Source organism: Polyangiaceae bacterium, from assembly GCA_016715885.1.
Classification (GTDB): domain Bacteria; phylum Myxococcota_A; class Polyangia; order Polyangiales; family Polyangiaceae; genus Polyangium.
The window spans coordinates 92,022-110,066 of sequence record JADJXL010000003.1; the positions used below are offsets into that span (position 1 = coordinate 92,022).

At 58.8% G+C, this 18,045-nt stretch carries 16 protein-coding genes; 8 read left to right on the forward strand and 8 right to left on the reverse strand.

The features are described from left to right. Window positions 1-160 precede the first annotated feature (160 nt). The 4 genes from IPM54_06905 to IPM54_06920 all read right to left on the reverse strand — a co-directional run bounded on the left by IPM54_06905 (window position 161) and on the right by IPM54_06920 (window position 4,988). Entirely contained in the window at window positions 161-1,879 is a 1,719-nt protein-coding gene (locus tag IPM54_06905) for a Rieske (2Fe-2S) protein (protein MBK9259553.1), read from the reverse strand. Window positions 1,880-1,947: 68 nt separating this feature from the next. Continuing rightward, window positions 1,948-2,886, reverse strand: a complete 939-nt coding sequence (locus tag IPM54_06910) for a sulfotransferase domain-containing protein (GenBank protein MBK9259554.1) — start codon at window positions 2,884-2,886, stop codon at window positions 1,948-1,950. 33 nt (window positions 2,887-2,919) lie between these two features. Next, window positions 2,920-4,167 carry an imidazolonepropionase gene (hutI, locus tag IPM54_06915; GenBank protein MBK9259555.1) on the reverse strand — a complete coding sequence of 416 codons (1,248 nt, stop codon included), beginning with the start codon at window positions 4,165-4,167 and terminating at the stop codon, window positions 2,920-2,922. A gap of 11 nt (window positions 4,168-4,178) precedes the next feature. Next, a complete protein-coding gene (locus tag IPM54_06920) occupies window positions 4,179-4,988 on the reverse strand; it encodes a 1-acyl-sn-glycerol-3-phosphate acyltransferase (GenBank protein MBK9259556.1) in 810 nt (269 codons plus the stop codon). A 173-nt stretch (window positions 4,989-5,161) separates the two neighbouring features. Between IPM54_06920 and IPM54_06925 the strand changes: the two genes are divergently transcribed. Genes IPM54_06925 through IPM54_06935 form a run of 3 tightly spaced genes read left to right on the forward strand, consistent with a single transcriptional unit; the run spans window position 5,162 to window position 8,620 of the window. Next, window positions 5,162-6,277 (forward strand): quinone-dependent dihydroorotate dehydrogenase, encoded by a 1,116-nt coding sequence (locus tag IPM54_06925; protein MBK9259557.1) that lies wholly within the window; start codon window positions 5,162-5,164, stop codon window positions 6,275-6,277. Window positions 6,278-6,296: 19 nt separating this feature from the next. Then, window positions 6,297-7,538, forward strand: a complete 1,242-nt coding sequence (locus IPM54_06930; protein MBK9259558.1) for an MFS transporter — start codon at window positions 6,297-6,299, stop codon at window positions 7,536-7,538. Continuing rightward, window positions 7,538-8,620: a hypothetical protein gene (locus IPM54_06935; GenBank protein ID MBK9259559.1), complete on the forward strand. Its 1,083-nt coding sequence runs from the start codon at window positions 7,538-7,540 to the stop codon at window positions 8,618-8,620. Before IPM54_06930 ends, IPM54_06935 begins: the two co-directional genes overlap by 1 nt. A 59-nt stretch (window positions 8,621-8,679) precedes the next feature. Here the strand turns inward: IPM54_06935 and IPM54_06940 are convergent, their stop codons facing one another. Then, window positions 8,680-9,366, reverse strand: coding sequence for a hypothetical protein (locus tag IPM54_06940; GenBank protein ID MBK9259560.1), 687 nt, complete (start codon window positions 9,364-9,366; stop codon window positions 8,680-8,682). After that, the gene (locus tag IPM54_06945; protein ID MBK9259561.1) at window positions 9,363-10,925 is read right to left on the reverse strand and encodes a DUF2330 domain-containing protein; all 1,563 of its coding nucleotides are present in this window, start codon (window positions 10,923-10,925) and stop codon (window positions 9,363-9,365) included. The genes IPM54_06940 and IPM54_06945 overlap by 4 nt, the downstream gene beginning before the upstream one ends. 148 nt (window positions 10,926-11,073) lie before the next feature. Here IPM54_06945 and IPM54_06950 point away from each other — a divergent pair, with 148 nt between their 5' ends. Further along, window positions 11,074-12,012 (forward strand): DUF72 domain-containing protein, encoded by a 939-nt coding sequence (locus IPM54_06950; GenBank protein ID MBK9259562.1) that lies wholly within the window; start codon window positions 11,074-11,076, stop codon window positions 12,010-12,012. A gap of 80 nt (window positions 12,013-12,092) precedes the next feature. After that, entirely contained in the window at window positions 12,093-12,878 is a 786-nt protein-coding gene (locus tag IPM54_06955) for an aldo/keto reductase (GenBank protein ID MBK9259563.1), read from the forward strand. A 42-nt stretch (window positions 12,879-12,920) separates the two neighbouring features. Here the strand turns inward: IPM54_06955 and IPM54_06960 are convergent, their stop codons facing one another. Then, window positions 12,921-13,145: a hypothetical protein gene (locus IPM54_06960; GenBank protein MBK9259564.1), complete on the reverse strand. Its 225-nt coding sequence runs from the start codon at window positions 13,143-13,145 to the stop codon at window positions 12,921-12,923. Between the two features lie 126 nt (window positions 13,146-13,271). Between IPM54_06960 and IPM54_06965 the strand changes: the two genes are divergently transcribed. Genes IPM54_06965 through IPM54_06975 form a run of 3 tightly spaced genes read left to right on the forward strand, consistent with a single transcriptional unit; the run spans window position 13,272 to window position 16,162 of the window. Continuing rightward, window positions 13,272-14,678 (forward strand): protein kinase, encoded by a 1,407-nt coding sequence (locus IPM54_06965; protein ID MBK9259565.1) that lies wholly within the window; start codon window positions 13,272-13,274, stop codon window positions 14,676-14,678. A 39-nt stretch (window positions 14,679-14,717) separates the two neighbouring features. Continuing rightward, complete coding sequence (locus IPM54_06970) at window positions 14,718-15,692, forward strand: hypothetical protein (GenBank protein ID MBK9259566.1); 975 nt, start codon at window positions 14,718-14,720, stop codon at window positions 15,690-15,692. Further along, a complete protein-coding gene (locus IPM54_06975) occupies window positions 15,689-16,162 on the forward strand; it encodes a hypothetical protein (GenBank protein ID MBK9259567.1) in 474 nt (157 codons plus the stop codon). The genes IPM54_06970 and IPM54_06975 overlap by 4 nt, the downstream gene beginning before the upstream one ends. Window positions 16,163-16,171: 9 nt before the next feature. Here the strand turns inward: IPM54_06975 and IPM54_06980 are convergent, their stop codons facing one another. After that, window positions 16,172-17,713 carry a hypothetical protein gene (locus IPM54_06980; GenBank protein MBK9259568.1) on the reverse strand — a complete coding sequence of 514 codons (1,542 nt, stop codon included), beginning with the start codon at window positions 17,711-17,713 and terminating at the stop codon, window positions 16,172-16,174. Window positions 17,714-18,045 lie beyond the last annotated feature (332 nt).

An 18,045-nucleotide genomic window follows, 5' to 3' on the forward strand; every position in this document is an offset into this window, starting at 1 on the left:
TGCGGAATGAAACGGTGGCGGTGGACGGCACCGAATGAACGCAAAGGCGGCAACTGGTGGCACCTCGGCAAAGCAAAGGCAGCGAACGGCGGGGCCAAGGGAATGTGGAGGTGTTGATTTGGGCGCGCCAACCGGTTGTCTACAGCGGTGAAATGGTGGTTCACTGGGTCAGCTTTTTCGGAGTGATCCCTTCCGCGACCCAACGAATGGATTGCGCAACGCTACGATCTACCCGCCGCTCACGCACCACGGGCGACGCCAGAAATCGCACGGCACCGAGCAATGACGTGCGATCACCGTTCGCTTCGTATTCCTCGAAAGCCGCAGCAGCAACCTTGACCGCATGCGCAACGTAAATCGGACGCACGAATGGATCGCGAGTGCAGTATCGAAACACGGCGCGACGCAAGTCTGCAATGGGCGCGTTCGTCGACAAATAACCCACGACGCGCCGCACGGCTCGGTCGCCATCTTTGCTTTCGAGCGACGCTGCGATTTCGTCGATGGTGGCCATTTCGGCTGCGGTATCCGGTCGACGCTCGGGCGGTGCATCCATTTTTCGCCCAGAATGCGTAAACGCAAGGGTTTGCATCAACAAACGTAGCGACTTTGGCTTTCGCCACCGAAGAATCCCATTTCGCACGGCGCTGGCAAATGTGAATCGATGCGTCGCCCAAAGCCAATTCTCCGCAACGGTCAAGCTGCGTTCGACGTCCAAGTCGAATCGGAAGAGACGTTCCGATGCTGCGCCAACCAATGCCACGGCAACACGCTCGGGTGAAACACCAGCCAAGAGCGCTGAAAACAATGCCTCACACGCTTCGTCGACCGAACCTTCCAAAGCAGCTTTGCGAAATCGTTCGGCATCAAAAGGTGCGTCATGGCGTGGTTTGTCGAATGCGGAACGAAGCTCGGCTTCGATTGCATCGAAACGCTTGAAGTACGATCGCATGTACGGCAGCGTATCTTCGCGCGTGCCAACGCCGATCGAATACACCATTGCTCCGTAGATGTCGGCGAGCACTTCGCGATCGACATTGGGTAGTTCCGCGAAAAACTCTTGCGCTTTGACGATGTAAATCAGCGGGTGGCCAAAATCCAAGAAGTGATCGCCACATGCATCATAAAGCCAGTCTTCGATATCGGCACGAGAAACCCCGGACAATATCGCTCCCCGCACGATGCCTTCCGCCCGTTCGAGGTCCTCGGCTTCGATCGCCCGAACGACATCTTCTCCCGTACCCGTCGAAATGGGCTGCGGAATCGAGCGGGGCGGCATTTGCACGTTGGATTCGCCGCACAAATCGAGGACATGGGCTATCGGATGCATGACGTCGAGCCCGGAAAACCACTCGAATTGCCTGCACGCATCGGCAGCCATCGGCAGCACATGCGTCGTACCGTATTCCGCATGAATTGCGTCGTACCGAATCGCCTGGAGCAGCAATTCGCGAGGCGACACGCCGACTTGCAGCAGGCGCAAACCGTCGCGAAAGATGCGCCCGTTGTCGCGCTTGAAAAAGCCCTCGCGCAAGCTTTGCTCGTAGCCCGCAATCAGCTTTTTCGGATCGGGTTCTTCGAGGTCCACTTCGAGAATGCCTTCCCGAATTCGACAAGGAAACACCCGCACTCCCTCGCCGCCGAGCACCGAATGGCCATCGGTGACGTCGAATTTCCAATTGTGCCAAGCGCACGTCAGGACGCAACCGTCGAGCTTACCCTGCGCGAGCGGATAGCCTTCGTGCGGGCAGCGATTGTCGACGACATGAACGTCGCCGTGCTGCGTACGAAGCACGGCGAGCTGATGCTTTTCGATTTTGGCCGTGTGGCCGCCGGGGGGAAACGCGTCGATGGGCCCAAGGGGGGAAAAGCGCGGCATGGGCCCATCTTAACAGAATGGCAGCCGGCAACGCGAGAAAAAACGTTACCGCGTAGCTATGGAACTCGTCATTCCTCGGGCAGAGGTCCACCTTCGTAAAACCATTGCAGTAGGCGCGGATTCTTGATGACCTTCTCACCCATCGCCCGAATCTCACGCGAGATCTCTTCCGTCATTCCGTCCTCTTTTGCGGCTCCAACGGCGCCCTTGCGCACCATCGCTCCGCTGTCGAGCGCTGGAAATCCAAGGACATGTTGTATCTCGAATTTCTCCTGGTGCTTTTTCATCCACTCGAACGAGCAGTATTCGAGTATTCGTGGCCATTGTTCTTCCGTGGGCGAAAAGCCCAAGAACTTGGCCAATTGAGGAATGATCTTGTGCGGGTTCTTTTTGAGCTCCGAAAAATGAATGATTCGAACGTTGGGCTTGTTTCGCAAGGGCCACCAATTGGCGAGGAATCCAAAAAACATGTCCGACACCGGCATGTTGCCCAGCACTTCGCGGTAAAACTCGGCAAAAGTCGCGCGCGTCAGGTTGCTCTTCGGAAAATTCCAGTGATCGAAGAACGCTTGGCTGTGCCCCTCGATGAACGGCTTCAGCGATACGGCGGCTTCTTCCGGATTGCGCAGCACGACGACATACTTGACATCCGGCACGTTCGGCCCAGGCTCGACGTACGGTATCATGGGAGGCGCCGAATGCGTCTTGAAAGCTCGACGGCGCGACGTCGTCATGGACCGAAAACGCTCCAATCGATGCTCGCGCGTGTCATTGGGCCCGTGAACGAACTCGAGCCACGGAACCTCGATGTAAACGTCCTTGAAATCGGGATCGCCCCCGCTTCGAAGCTGATGCACGATGTTCATCGTCCACGTCGTGCCGCTCTTTCCGGGCACCGAACAAATGATGTCGCCATCGCGCCATTCGACTTGCTTTTGTATTTCAGGGTCGACCCATCCGGGACCACCCGCGGGAGCTGCTTCGGGCTTGGGATCTTCAGTGCTCATGCTTCCGCACGCTACACGGAAGTTTTGCGCCATTCAACAAGAATGAATCGATCGTCCGTCCCGATAAACGCTGACGGCACGCGACACACCCCAAGGTTGTACGATCGCATTTTCGTGCGGCAGATCCCATAAAACCATATCCGCGCGAAATCCCTTGCGAATCATGCCGCATTCCGCACCAAGGCCCAAACTTGCCGCAGCGCGTGACGTGACGCCCAAGATTGTTTCAGCAACGGACAATCCATATGTTCGCACTGCAATCGCCATAGCGAGCGGCAAACTTTCGGTCGGTGCGGTGCCGGGATTCGCATCACTCGCGACGACGAGCGGAATGCCTGCTTTGCGAAATGCATCGACCGGAGGCGGGGTTTGTCCAAGCGTAAGGCTCGCCGTCGGGAGAAGCACGACGCTCACGGAAGCCCGCGCCAAAGCATCAATGCCTGCCGCACCGATATGCTCGACGTGATCGACCGACGCGGCCCCCAGCTCGGCCGCCAATTCTGCCCCCCCGACATCCGCGAATTGCCCGACGTGCAGCCGCACGCCGAGGCCCGCGTCAAGGGCGCAACGAAGGACGGGACGCGCTTCGCTTACGGAAAATGCCGCGCGATCGACGTACACGTCCACATAACGCGCTAGGTTTTCGGCGGCAATCGTCGGCACCGAAATGGATTCGACGTCGCGCACGTAGGCTGCGCGATCCGCCCGTGCTTCGGGCGGCACCGCGTGAAGCGCAAGGTACGTCGGGACGAGCCTCGGTACATCGGGACAAACCGACACGCGTTTCACCGCATCGAGCTGTTTTCGTTCGGATTCCAAATCGAGCCCATACCCGCTTTTACACTCGATGGTGGTCACGCCGAGCGACATCATGCGACGAACCCGCGCCAAGAGCGTCCGTTCGATGTCCGAAACATCCGCCGTGCGAATCGCCCGCATGCTCGAAACGATACCACCGCCCGCTGCCGCGATTTCCTCGTACCCAGCGCCCGCCATACGCATCGCATATTCGCCATCGCGAGAACCCATCCAGGGCGCATGCGTATGCGCGTCGACGAGCCCGGGCGTCACGAGCGCCGGCGTGCCGATTTCATGTCGATCCAAGTCAGCGGATACTTCGATATGCGGAAAACGCGCAAACAATTCTTCTCGCGGAAGAACATCGACGATTCGTTCTCCATCGACGACGACGGCGCCATGTTCGATGACGCCGAGCGGATTTTCCGCAGTAGCCCAATTCGGATCACACGTGACGAGACGCTTGGCAACGATGGCAAACACGGATCACTTCCTCAAGCGGCTTTTTCCGTCAAAACCGGATCCTTTGCAAGCGGTTTTTGATCATCCCGCAGATGCTGGACGAATATTTGATGGATTTCTTCGGCGTGTTGCCTAGCCGTCTCGACTCGCCAATCCGCCGTCGAAATGGGATCGAGCACATCGACTTCGATGGGTGTGGGTTCGACGTAGGTCGTCCCTTTCACCCACGTCTTATGAGCGCCGTGAATGATGACGGGCACGATGGGCAAACCCGTCGCAACGGCCATGTGCACGAATCCAAGCTTGAACGGCTGCAGACGACCGTCACGACTTCGAGTGCCCTCGGGCATGATCCAAATCGATATGCGATGACGGCGCACGACCTGAACGATGTCTTCGACTCCAGCAATCGCTTTGGTCTTGTCTTCCCGATTGAGCGCCAAATGGCCGGACAACATGTAAAGCTGCCCGAAAAAGGGAATTTTGTAGACCTGCCGCTTCATCACGCCGGATCCGCCGACGGGGCAAAGCCAAATCGACAAAAACGCATCGAGCGTCGACGCGTGATTGGCGACGAAAATGGCTGGATGAGCTTGGTTGATTTTCGCAATGCTGCGCACGACCGGATTGACGCCGGCAATTCTCACAATGGAATATCCGATGATCTTCCCATAATAATTGCAGAGTTTGATGCGTAGTATTCTCCACGGCAAAAGCACGATGGCGATGGCCATGGTGATGGTCGAAGCAATCGCCACCAAAAGAAACCCCACGACGAAACGTACGCCGGATGAAATCGTCGCGAGAAACGTCGGTCCCGGAGCGGAGCTTTTTTTGGACATGCGAAGGTCACTTTCCACGATGGTCGAAATGCCGGATCACGTCCCCACCGCATACCAGCCCGAAAACCGATAGCGCCCAGCGCCCTCCGCTCGCGTCATTTTTGTGCCACAACCGGTGGCGCTTGACGTTACCGCAAAGCGTCGTATCTGACGGGCGCCCGATTTCTAGAGCCATGTATCGACTGCTGTTCCACCTGCTGCTTCGGCGCCTTCCGGCAGAAACGGCCCATCATGTTGGGTTTGCACTCCTGCGTTTCGTGATGGCGTTGCCAGGTGTGCGGCTCATCGCTCGAAAGCTGATGGCTCCGGCGAATCCTGCTTTGCGCGTGCGCGTGTGGGACCTCGACATGCCTGGACCGCTCGGTCTGGCCGCTGGCTTCGACAAAGACGCGCGCGGCTTCGAAGCGCTCGGTGCGCTCGGCTTTGCGTTTGTCGAAGTGGGAACCGTCACGGGGCAGCCGCAACCGGGCAACCCAAAACCGCGTCTTTTTCGGCTCGAGGCCGACCGAGCGCTCGTCAACCGCATGGGGTTCAACAACGAAGGATCGAACGCCGCTGCGGTTCGTCTGGCCAAACGCAAGCCCGGTGGAGTGATCGTAGGCGTGAACATCGGCAAGACGAAGGTTGTTCCTGACGAACTCGCGGCGGAAGACTACGTCGCGAGCGCCGAACGGCTCGCGCTACACGCGGACTACATGGTGGTGAACGTGAGCAGTCCGAACACGCCGGGCCTGCGGGACTTGCAGTCCGTGGAGCGACTTGGGCCGCTGCTCGATGCCGTGCGCGAGGCGCTCGATCGAAGGTCGCCTTCGCGGCGCGTACCGCTGCTCGTGAAGATCGCGCCGGACTTGGCGGATGCGGACATCGATGCGATAGCGGACATGGCGATGGAGCGGAAGCTCGATGGGATCATCGCGACGAACACGACGATCGGGCGGACGGGTTTGTCCACGGATCCGGCGGTGATTTCCGCGATAGGCGCAGGGGGTTTGTCCGGGGCACCCTTGCGCGCGCGATCGCTCGAAGTGCTGCGTCGCCTGCGTGCGCGAGTCGGGGACAAACTCGTGCTGGTCGCGGCAGGAGGCATCGCGTCGGCGGAGGACGCATGGGAGCGCATGGCCGCCGGAGCGACGCTCGTGCAGGCGTATACGGCGTTCGTGTACGAAGGTCCGCTGTTCGCTCGTCGCGTGCACGAGGGGCTCGCGTCGCGGCTTCGCGCGGAAAACGTGGACTCAATCATTCGAGTCGTCGGGCGAGACGCTGAGCGAACGCTTCACGAGCTGCACTGAGGTGCGGTAACGTGTGAGGGTGAGCCCAACGGACGCAAAGAAGACGCCGCACCCATTCATATACTTCATCTTGTTTTTGCCGTTCGGTGCGACGTCGGGGTTCGTCGCGGTGACCATCGGTCATTTTGCGGCTCGCGCGGGATTCAGCGATGGGGCGATTGCGGCGATGGTCGCCATGAATACGCTCCCGCACACGTGGAAATTCTTGTGGGCACCGATTGTCGACACATTATGGAATGGCCGCGGATGGTATATCAGCGCAAACCTTTTGAGCTCCGTCGCAATCATGGCGATGGGACTCGTGCCCATTACGCAAGAAAACTTGGAACTTCTGACGGCCATCATTTTCGTCAATGGTCTTGCGACGACGTTCGTGGGCATGTGCACCGAATCGCTCATGGCTCACTTGACGCCTCTTTCGGATCGCGGACGAGCGGCGAGTTTTTCGCAGGCGGGTAACGTCGGCGGATCGCTCGTTGGAGGGATAGCTCTTACGATTGCAGAGCACACGCAGCGTGCGTACGTGCCCGCATTCGTCGTTGGTGCCGCGCTTCTCGCGTGTTCCGGTGCGCTGCTCACGATGCCTGCGCCCCCGAAGACCAAACCCGAGGGACTACGCAAAGCATTTCGAGATGTTTTCGACGATATTTGGTCCGTGCTTGCATCACGGAGCGGGATTTTTGCCGTCGTGCTCTGTTTCATGCCCATCGGTGCCGGAGGTGCGGCGAATCTTTTTGCCGCGATGGCGAGCGATTGGAAAGCATCCGTTGAAGTCGTCGGCTTTTCGAATGGATTTGGTTCCGGAATTGGGGCCATTGCCGGATGCCTCGTCGGAGGACGGATCTCCGATGCGATAAACCGCAAGAGCGCCTATGCCGTTGCAGGAGTGGCGCTGGCCGTTTTCACGTTTGGCATGGCCATGGGACCTCGAACTCCCCTCTCCTACGCTTTCTTCGTGCTGCTCTATAATTTTGGCATTGGTCTTTGTTACTCGACGTTTTGCGCGTTCGTCCTGGAGATCATCGGCAAGGGTGCGGCGGCGACGAAATACAATATTTTTGCCTCGCTTGCGAACATTCCAATTTACGCCATGGGACGATTCGATGGTTACGTGTCGGATCATCATGGCCGAACGGCCATGTTGTGGGTCGACGGCGGCGCCGGTGCAGTTGGCGCCGCGCTTCTCGTGCTCTTCGCCATTTTGCTCAAACCGGGAACGGGAACGAAACCGCAGACGAGCACCTTACCGGAGCATGCGTGATGATGCGATTCGTAGGTTTTTCATTTGGAGTGATACTACTTGGCGGCTGTTCGGATCCGATGCCAAACGTGTCGGAATTGCCAGACACGCGGTGCAAAAATGTGATTGCGTACGAGCTTTCTGGCAAGCCCAACCTCACAGCCACGCACCGTTACGACGGGGATGATGGCGAATTGACGGAGTACGTCGAGACGAACGCTTCGGGAGACCAAGTATTTCGTTTGTCGAGAACGTACGACGCAAAAGGTCGGCGCATTGGGCAAGTGGTGGACACGACACGTCTCGACCCGGGTCACCGCGAAATGTCGTGGGAGTACGACGAGCAAGACCGCGTGACGCGCACGACGTACGATGGTTGGGGAGCGGACGAGAAAAAGCGGGAGACGCGAATCTATTATGATGCAATGGGGCGGCGCGAGCACACGGAGACGTATGAGAATGAGGTGCTGTCCGATCGCGTGAACTACGTGTACATCGAAGGCGAGCCCGCCATCATGGAACAGCGAAACATCGACGTCACAGATGGATCGCTCGAGTATGGATTTCGGTACATCGTCGCCGATGGCAAATGGCTGACGCGCACAGAAATTTTCAATGTTGAAATCATTCAGTCGGTAGAGACGTACACGTATCAAGACATGAACAAAGGCATCGTGTCACGTCGCGATCTCGATCTCCCGGCCGACGGAATCATCGAATATTCGGATCATTATTTCTGGGATGCCAATGATCGGCTGGAGCGCGTCGAATTCGACGACGGCGCAGACGGTGCGGTGGATCAGAAGTATGCGTACGAATACGATGCGGCCGGCAGAGTCATCAAAAAGCATTGGTTCGTGTACGACCAGGGGCACCTCGAATTCGTCACGGTCATCGATTGGTCGGACAAAGGTTTGACGTATGTCGAGCGATCGGATGCATTGAACGGCGGAGTCATTGAAAGCTGGTCGTTCACGTACGGATGTGAAAACCCGACGATGGACGTGCCGATTGCGCCAATCCAAGGCTTTCGCTACGAAACGACGACGTTCCCTCACGAGCTCGATACCACGAAATGGTGGCGTTCGTTCGAGATGCTGTAGTCGTGCATTGACGCAGGAAGGCTCGACGGGGCGCGTCACGCGCACCAGCGCGCGCTCGATTAAGCTTCCCGTGACGTCAACGTAATGGCGGCAAACGGCACCAACGCGGCCGTGGCGAAGAAGAAAAGCCAGCCGCCCATGGCAACTCGCACAAACGCTCGCGGTTCGGTTGCCGCAAGCTCGAGGACGATCGTCATGGCGAGCAGCGCCATGGTCGCCAAGATGTGCTGAAAACGCCGCCATCCGGAAACGAAAAACGAACGCGCGATGGCGCCAAGCGCCAGCGTCAACGCAGCGACGCCTGCCCATACGTAGACCGCATGCGCATCGCGATATTCCGACTTCAAAATCATTGCGACGAGCGCTCCTGTTCCGAGCGCTTGAATCAACGTGATGGCCGTGCTCGTGCCAATGAGGATTTTTCCGGGAACGGCGCGTTTCAATCCCCGGACGATGCCGAACAGGCCGAGACACACGGGCCAACCGAAAATGCCGATCAACATGACCCTCCCGGTCGCATCGTGGCGCGCCATGTACCAAAACGAGTGGTCACGTTCGACGGGAAGAAACACGGGGGCCGCAAGCAGCATGAGCAGCGCCGACGCAAAAATGATCACACGGCGATCTTGTTCGCTACGCAGGTCGATGTCACCTGCCGCAGTGGATTGCTTATCGACCGGTTTGTCCGGCTCCGCCGCAGTATTCTCGTCGGCGGACTGTTCGTCCGTTTCGTGTTCGTTCGTCATGACGACCTCGGCGCGCGATTGCGTTTTGCTACGAGAATGCCGGCAACACCCGCGAGGAAACCTAGAATCAGCGCCAAGTTGAATGAACTGACGCGGGACATCCAAATGCGCAGCGTGTTGTACTGCCTGGTGATGGGTTTGATGGCCGTGGGTTTCAAGCCAAGGGAATCCACGTTTTCCGCGACGAGCGACGCGAGAGACACGCCCTCGCGCGGGACGAATGCGAGATCTTTGGCGCCCTCGACGTTGCGCGGAGATCCATCCCAGCGGTCGAATACGGGGTTGTCACACGTGATTTCCCCTTTCCATCGATGCCTCACGATGTAACGACCTTGAAACATGTTTTGCCCATTCGGCACGACCTTCGCAGCATGTTTGTCCGGGCCATTTCCCCATCCGTTTCCGCCTTGGATGGGAGCTGCGGCACGAAAAACCAAATCTTCGCCGAGCGCTTCTTTCGTGTAACGTACGTGCAATCGTGTAATCGTTGCTTCCCACGGTGAAATGCCGCTCGGTGGGGGCGATCCCGGTGGGAGATCCGTATCGCGTGCAGTGAGCAGCGTGTCACCTCCGAGCGTTGCGATGTCGCTCGGATCCAGGGTTGGTCCTGGACATGGATCGCACGTCCCGGCGCTCCAGGCATATTCAGTGACGACGGGGGTTTTCGTTTTTTCAATGGCCTTGTCGAAAAGCGCGACGTAGAATGCGCCGAATGCGGGAATCGCCGCCTCGTCGAGCTCGATGTTCGTCGGAATCGTGATATTGGGATAGTTCGCCGCTTCGTAGCGCTGATTCTTGGCGATGATGTTGACGATCAAGTCCTGCGTGCCGCTCGAATTGAGCAGCCCGAGGCGCACGGGGAGCCGAAACGAATCGTCGTCGTAATGAAAGCGCAATGGCGAGAGCGTCGCCATACCCTTTTCGAAGGTGACCTTCGAAGGATCGACCTTGGCCACGAAAAACTTGGAGCCCATTTGCACATAGGGCCGAAGTACAGGCTCGGCCCCGTCGGGAATGCGGTAACCATTCGATCGAAGCCACGTATCGAGCGCTGACGAATCATCGGCCGATAGAATCACGATATCGTATTCGCCGACGGTAAATTCGGCTTCGATACGCACGAGCGGCCGGCCTCCGCCGCCGACGTCTAGGGCAGGAGGCGCTGGCATGGCGGCCACGGCTTCGGCTCGCATCTTGTAGTCGACATGGTCTTCGTAGCAGGGATCCTGTTCCCAGTATTGAACGAGCCGCGGGGCGGTGAGTTGATCGACGCGATCGAATACGCTGCGCGGAAGCGTCTTGACGTTTTCTTTTTGCAAGACGACCGGTACGGGGACGACCATGGCAAAGGCCTCGGGAGGCCCTTGGTAATTGTTTTGCATCGAAAGGACCGTGCGCATGCCTTGGCGCAAGAGCACGACCTGCGTTGCATTGTTGTAGAGTTTCGTGTCGGCTCCGCCCACGTAGAAGCCGCAAAACGCCTGGGAATCGGGCGCAAACGAAATCGCTGCGAGGACCATGGGAACGGCAAATGCGATGGCGCGAAGATGTGCCGACATGATTTGCGATGGTCGCACGGACGCTTCTCGTCACGCAAGATGATTGCGCGCGCTATTCTGCACGAGTGCACCCGTGCCCCGAGGCGATGGCTGAACGTCGTCCTCGACGACCAGCGACGCGGCACTATATCGCCCGTGGGATGCAAAAATGACAGCGCTGATAAAAACAGGAACCGCTGCCTGGGCCGACCGATTGCTCGTGACCTCCGGATGGTACCCGCCGAACGTGCGCAGCGCCGAAGCGAAGCTCAAGTATTACGCTTCGCAATTTCCAATCGTCGAAAACGACGCTGGATACTGGGCAGTGTTCACCCCGCAGCAAGTGCAGCTCTGGGCCCAGCGAACGCCGGAGAGCTTCACCATGAACATGAAGGCACACGCGCTCTTGACCGGCCATTACACGGACCCCAAGCGCTTGCCCAAGGACATCCGTAATGAATTGCCAAAAGAATTGCTGGAAAAGGAGCACGTATACCCGCGCGACCTGGGCGCCGAGCTCATGCTCGAAATTCGTACGCGATTTCATGAAGCACTCGCACCACTTCATCAGGCCGGCAAGCTTGGCGTGGTGTGTTTTCAATTTCCCGTTTGGTTCCCGATTTCAGGTGTAAACAAGGAAAAACTCGTTTACATCAGAAGAGCATTCAAGCCCTACCGCACGGCGGTGGAATTTCGCAATGCCACGTGGATGTCCGAAGAAAACCGTGACGAAACGCTCGAGTTTCTGGCGAATGCGGACATCGTTTACACGTGCGTGGACGAACCCCAAGGTTTTCCCTCGTCAGTGCCCCCCATCGTCGCCGCGACGAGCGATCTCGCCTATGTGCGAATGCATGGGCAAAACGCCATGCGCTGGGAAAGCGGTGCGCGCTCGGCAGCCGAACGATTCGAATACTTGTATTCGCGCGAAGAACTGAGCACCTGGGTGCCGAAAATCATGAAGCTTGCCAAAGAAACGCGCGAAGTCCACGTCATCATGAACAATTGCTACATCGACTATGCCGTGCGCAATGCGAAAGACATGACCGAGCTTCTAGCACAGGCCCAAGCGGACCTCGTGTTGCTTCCAGAACGCCGCGCTGCATGACGTACGCGTCGACAAACCACCCGACGCGCTTCGACGAAATTCGTATTTGATCACGGCGCACCAGAGTAGACTCGAGTGTCATGAACGACTGGCTCCATGCGTCGCCGAAGGCGCTGCGCGGAAAAACCGTGCATCGATTGGGCCTCGCCGCCAACTACGGCATCGACGAAGATGGCGTCCGCGTTGCGATGGATCGCGGCATCAACTTGTTTCTGTGGACCATGCGCAACCAAGGCATGCGCAGCCCCGTGCTCGGCGCGGTCAAGAAGGAACGCGAGAAGGTTGCGATCATCGGGTTTGCGAAGGTTGGCTACTTCGGCTTCAGCGTTCGATCGGGTGCAGAAAGCCTGCTGAAAGAGCTCGGCACCGACTACCTCGACGTGTACTTGCTCGGATGGCTCGGCACGGGCTCTGCCTGGACGAGCTCGACCGAACGCGAGATGCTGCACTTGCGTGAAAGCGGCAAAGTCAAGGCGATCGGCGCGAGCGTGCACGACCGTCCGCGCGCGGGAAAACTCGCGGAAAACTCGCCGCTCGATCTGCTCATGATCCGCTACAACGCGGCGCACCCGGGCGCCGAGCGTGACATTTTTCCGCACGTGAAGGATCGCGCTCCGACGGTGCTTGCGTACACGGCGACGTCGTGGCGGAAGCTCTTGAAAAAGCCGCGAGGTTGGGATGGGCCAGCCATGACGGCGGGCGATTGTTATCGGTTTCAACTGACGAACCCGCACGTGGATCTCGCGCTGACGGGCCCGAAGAGCCGCGCGGAGCTCGAGCAGAACCTCGATGCTGTCGAACGCGGCCCGCTTTCCGACGACGAGGCGCGCTGGATGCGTGAGTTTGGCAAGGCCGTACATGGTTAGTGCGGCGATGCGTCGATGGAGCAACGAATGAGAACGTGGTTGCTACTTGCCCTTGTCGATTCTGAACATCGTTGCGTGCGCGCCCATCGCAGAACCGGAAGCTCCGCCGCAACCTGTGCCCGCGAGCCGCCCGCCACGGCGTGAGCCGCTGCCTCCAGCACCGTCGGACACGCCCCCGATCGTGTATGCGTCTGCGTCCAGCGTGAAACTGCGACAATTGCTGCGGCCGGAAGCGATCGACTGACGCTGAGCACGTGTGGATGTCATGACGTCATTTCACCCCGAAGCGCAGCCCAAACCCTTGACGATAACACATGAACGCCGTCTACTGGCATTCGCTTGTCGTAGGAGTGCGAAAAACGTTGCGGGGTTGCCTTCTGAGCCTGCATTGCCATGTCGGATGATCTCGTCGTTGGAGCGACATTCGCGAGTCGATACCGCATCGCACGAAGAATCGCCGCGGGCGGCATGGGTTCGGTGTACGAAGTGGTGCACCTCGAGACGAATCGGCGCCGAGCGCTGAAGGTGATGCACCCGGACTTCGTGCAGAACGACGAGTCTCGCGACAGGTTTCGACTCGAAGCACGCGTCACGGCGCAGGTCGAGAGCGAGTACATCGTCGATGTCTTCGACGCTGGGATCGACGAGCTGACGCGCATGCCGTACCTCGTGATGGAGCTGCTTCAGGGCGAGGAGATCAGCAAACGAATCAAGCGCCTGGAACGGCTTTCGCCACACGATACGGTGCTTTATTTGCATCAAGCGGCGCTGGCGCTCGACAAGACGCACCGATCGCGCATCGTGCATCGCGATCTCAAGCCGGAAAATTTGTACCTGTGCGAGCGCGAGGATGGCCCTCCGCGTATCAAGTTGCTCGACTTCGGCATTGCGAAGATCGTCGCTGAAAACGCCGCATCGACGAACGCGACGCAAGCCGTGGGAACGCCGCTTTACATGGCACCCGAGCAGTTCTTGATCGATTCGGCCGTATCGCCCGCGACCGACCTTTATGCGCTGGGAATGATTGCGTACACCATGCTCGTGGGGCAACCGTACTGGTTCGAGGAATCGAAGAGAGGGGCTAACGTGTTCGCTTTTGCCGCGTACGCGACGCTCGGCCCGCAAGAGGCGGCCACGGCGCGAGCGCATCGCTGTGGCGTTGCGCTGCCTCCGGCATTCGATGGATGGTTTGCCCGTGCGACGGCGAAAAAACCCACCGATCGCTTTCCCACGGCAACGGCGATGGTTGCCGCACTCTCCGAAGCACTTGGACTGCCCCCACCTGCGGCTATCGTCGCCAGCGCGTACGTGCAAGGTGCGGAGTGCAATGACATGCCACCGCAGCCCGACCGGGATCGCGCCAGTCAGCATCCTGAAAGCTCGACGGCGTCGCAGCTTGGAACCGCCACGACGACGAAAGGTCCGTGGAAGCAAGAGCGCCCGATCGTGGTGCTGGGCGGAGGATTTCTCGCGATATGCGCCATGCTTGCGCTGCTCTACATCGTGGTTTCATCGCCGACCCAAAGCGACACGAGAAGCTCGGATGCGGCGCCTGCCAATTCCGCGCTTCCGCCCGAGGGTTTGCCCGAGGTGGTTCCCATCGCGTCCGAGGAGCCCACGGCACCTATCGCCGACAGCGTGGTGGTAGAAGCAATGCCGACGACATCCGCTTCGGAAGAGGAAGCGTCGCCGCCACCGCCCACCGCTGCACCTGCACCTGCACCTGCGCCTGCACGGGCACCTGCACCGAGAAACACGACAGTACCGACGAAGAAGAAGGGGCCGTGGATTCGTGACTAGCGCGTGATTCACTTGATTCGAAGGACGATGGTTCAATTCATGCATTCGTCACGATGGTCATTGGCGGGGCTTCTGTGCACGGCACTCTTGATCGGTTCGTCGCCCGCGCACGGACAAACCGCACAAGCGAATGCGGAAAAACTGTTCAACGAAGCGGTCGAGTTGAGCGAGGCGCGGAAGTTCGAAGCAGCGTGCCTTTTGCTTGCCGAAAGTCAGAAGCTCGACCCGACGCCCGGTACGCTGTTCGCACTCGCAGATTGTGAACGAGTCATCAACAAGATCGCCAGCTCTGTTACGCACTTCAAAGAATACTTGAGCCAGTACGCCGCCTTGAAGCCCGCTGTGCGGAGGCGTCACGATCAGCGCGCAACGCTTACCAAAGGCTACCTCGCAGAGCTGGAACCGAAGGTTCCGACGTTGAAGCTCACGTTCCCGGGCGGAGCGCCGGAAGGCGTCGTGGTTACGCGCAACGGTGTCGAGGTTGAACCAACCGCGCTCGATACGGACGTGCCTTTGGATCCGGGCGAGCAGGTCATCGTGGTCAAAGTGCCGGGGCGGCAAGACGCCGAAGAGCGCATCACGGTTGCAGCGGGGGACAAGAAGGTCGTGGAGCTGTCCGCTGGGGCATTGGTCATTGAAACGCCCGTCGACGATGGCAAACGAGCTTCCAACCCGCGGAAGACGGCGGGGATCGTCCTCTTGGGCGTCGGTGCTGCCGGACTTGCGTTCGGCGGCGTGATGGGAGGTCTCGCGGTGGGGCAAAAAGGCATCGTCGACGAGCATTGCAATGGGCTCGATTGCGATCAGGTCGGCATGGATGCGGTGAGCAGTGGGCGGACATTTGGCAATGCAAGTACGATTGGGCTCGCAGCGGGCACCGTCATCGCGGTTGCAGGCGCGGTGCTCCTCTTGACGGCACCCAAGTCGAAACCGAAGACGGCTTTCGTCACGCGGCTTGGCGCCGGTGCGTTTGTCGGGGGCGCATTCCTTGGTGTGGAGGGCGAATTCCAATGAAAGACTCGAAGGCATTTTGGTTTGGAATCGCCTGCACCATTGGCGGGTGCACCCAGCTATTGGACTTGGATCAGGAATATCGACCCGGCCAAACTGGGACTAGCCTGGGGACGGCGGGAGGCGCGGGGGACGGCGGAACGGGCGGCACCGGAGGATCGGAAGACGCGCAGGCCAATGGTTCGGCGTGCGGCACGGCGAATGAATGCGCAAGCGGTTTCTGCATCGACGGCGTATGCTGTAGCACAGCGTGCCTCGACAGGTGCAAGGAATGCGACGTAATCGGCGTCGTGGGCACCTGCGTCAATGTGCCTTTGGGTCAGGAGGATCTCGTTGCGACGACGATGTGTACCGGCGTCAATTCCTGCAATGGCGCCGGCAAGTGCTTGCTCGACAATGGGCAGAGCTGCAACAACAATGGGAAATGCGCCAGCGGTAATTGCACGGGGAATCCGAAAACGTGTCAGCCGTGACCTGACGCTTCAAGGCCCCATGTAGGCGCTCTTCGGGACAATTTCGCGAAGCCCCTGCTCCACGATTCCAAACGATGTTTTCCGCTTCATTCGATAACGTGGATTCATGTCCCACGTGGCCCACGTGTACGTCGGAGCGCCAGCGGCCGGAATGATCCACGAGTTACCTTTCTTTTTCGCACGCGGCAATGTATCCACGACCTTGACTTCTTGTTCGTTCGTTCCCCCGAGCGCCGCAATGACCACAGCAATTTCCGGCGTTTGACGAATTTGCAGCTCGGCCTCCGGGCCCTTCGTCCCCGGCACGTAATCGTCCACGACCATTCGTGCGGACGGATCGGTCACGTTGAGCAGCGTCCACGGAATGCGTATTTCCAGCGTTCCGTGCTCTCGTGAATACCAGAAATTCGTATTCGTCGTGGTGCTCTCCATGCCGGTTCGGAAGCGTCCCACGTCCTGATGACGAACCGGCGCAAGCTCTTGACCGCCATACGAGAATGCGTCGTGCGTCATGATGCGCATCAAGTTGAATTCGCCATTGTCGTTGACCTCGGTATGGTACCTCTGCCAATCCGCTCGAAGTCCGTGCGAAACTCCTACGAGATCGTAAGGTTCGTCCACGTGAAGCGTCACATCGTATTCCGTATCGATGCGAAGCAGAAACTCCACGCGTCGCTCGGTCTTGATTTTGCAATCGACATCGAAGCATCCATCGCCGCGATTTGCGTCGATCGTATCGATGCCAACGAGGTAATCGGTTTTCTCCCAATCGACGGCGCCCTTTCCATCCGGATCGAGCGAATCGACACGAAGTAGCAAATGCAAAAATCCTTCGTCGCTGTCGATCGTCAGCTCGCGGAGCGTTCGTGTTGCATCATGCGTATCGAGCGGCGCGAGCGTACTGGCATCTTGAAGGGCGTTGGGCAAAGACGGAAAATCCGAACCGACGCCGTCTATTTCGTGATGCTTTTCCTCGAGACCGGGACGAACGGCAATGAGGCCGAAGTTTTGTTCGGGGCTCACGGCGTTGTACCAGAGGTGCCTACGATTCGCCGGCAATTCGAGTCGTTCGACGAGCCGCGCGCCTCGCCACCATTCGTCGAGCACTTCGAACAGAAATGCCCCATTCATGCCCGCACGTGTAATGGTGCGGAGCGCTCGCAAGGTCCCCTCCCCTTGCTCGCGTTCATCGAGTCCACCATAAGGCATCCCCAATTCTGCAGATTGAGCCGGGCCGTGACTCGACGGTAACCCGACTTCGGCGATGATGAGCGTCCGGCCGGCATATGCCGCGCGAAGCTTTTCCAAATATCCCAAGTACGCGTTCGGACCAATCTCGTCGGTGACTTGGAACGTCGGCTCGTGCAGGATGAATTCGGGGCCAAACGGATACGCGTGGTACGAAAAGAAAACGCCCGCATCGAAGCCCTGGATTGTTTTGATTTTGCGCAGATCGAGCGATTCCATGTCGTCCAGACCGCTGTCGACGACATGGTCGATGGGATCGAGCGATGGCACGTTCGAGAAAGCCGACGGGATGGGTTTCGCCATGATGCTTCGCCTCGTATTGAATCGTGTAATCGAGGTGTCGTGTGATGAATGCTTCGATCGGCGTCGCCTCCTCAATCGACAAAACCTCCCCCGAAAAGTCGACCGCGCACGGCACTCCGCTGCAGTGCTCGGCATAATATGTTTGGTGCGTGCGCTGCAAGGTCAGCGGTTCCAAGTCGCGACCGATGAGCCATCCCAATACCCACGGTGACACGTCTGCGGTGTAATTGCCGAAGGCGCGACCATCATTGGGCGGATTGCTTGGATCGCCGGGCGGAATGTTTCGCCTGCCGTACACCACGTCGACGGCCTTTTCGAGCTCGTCCTTGAAA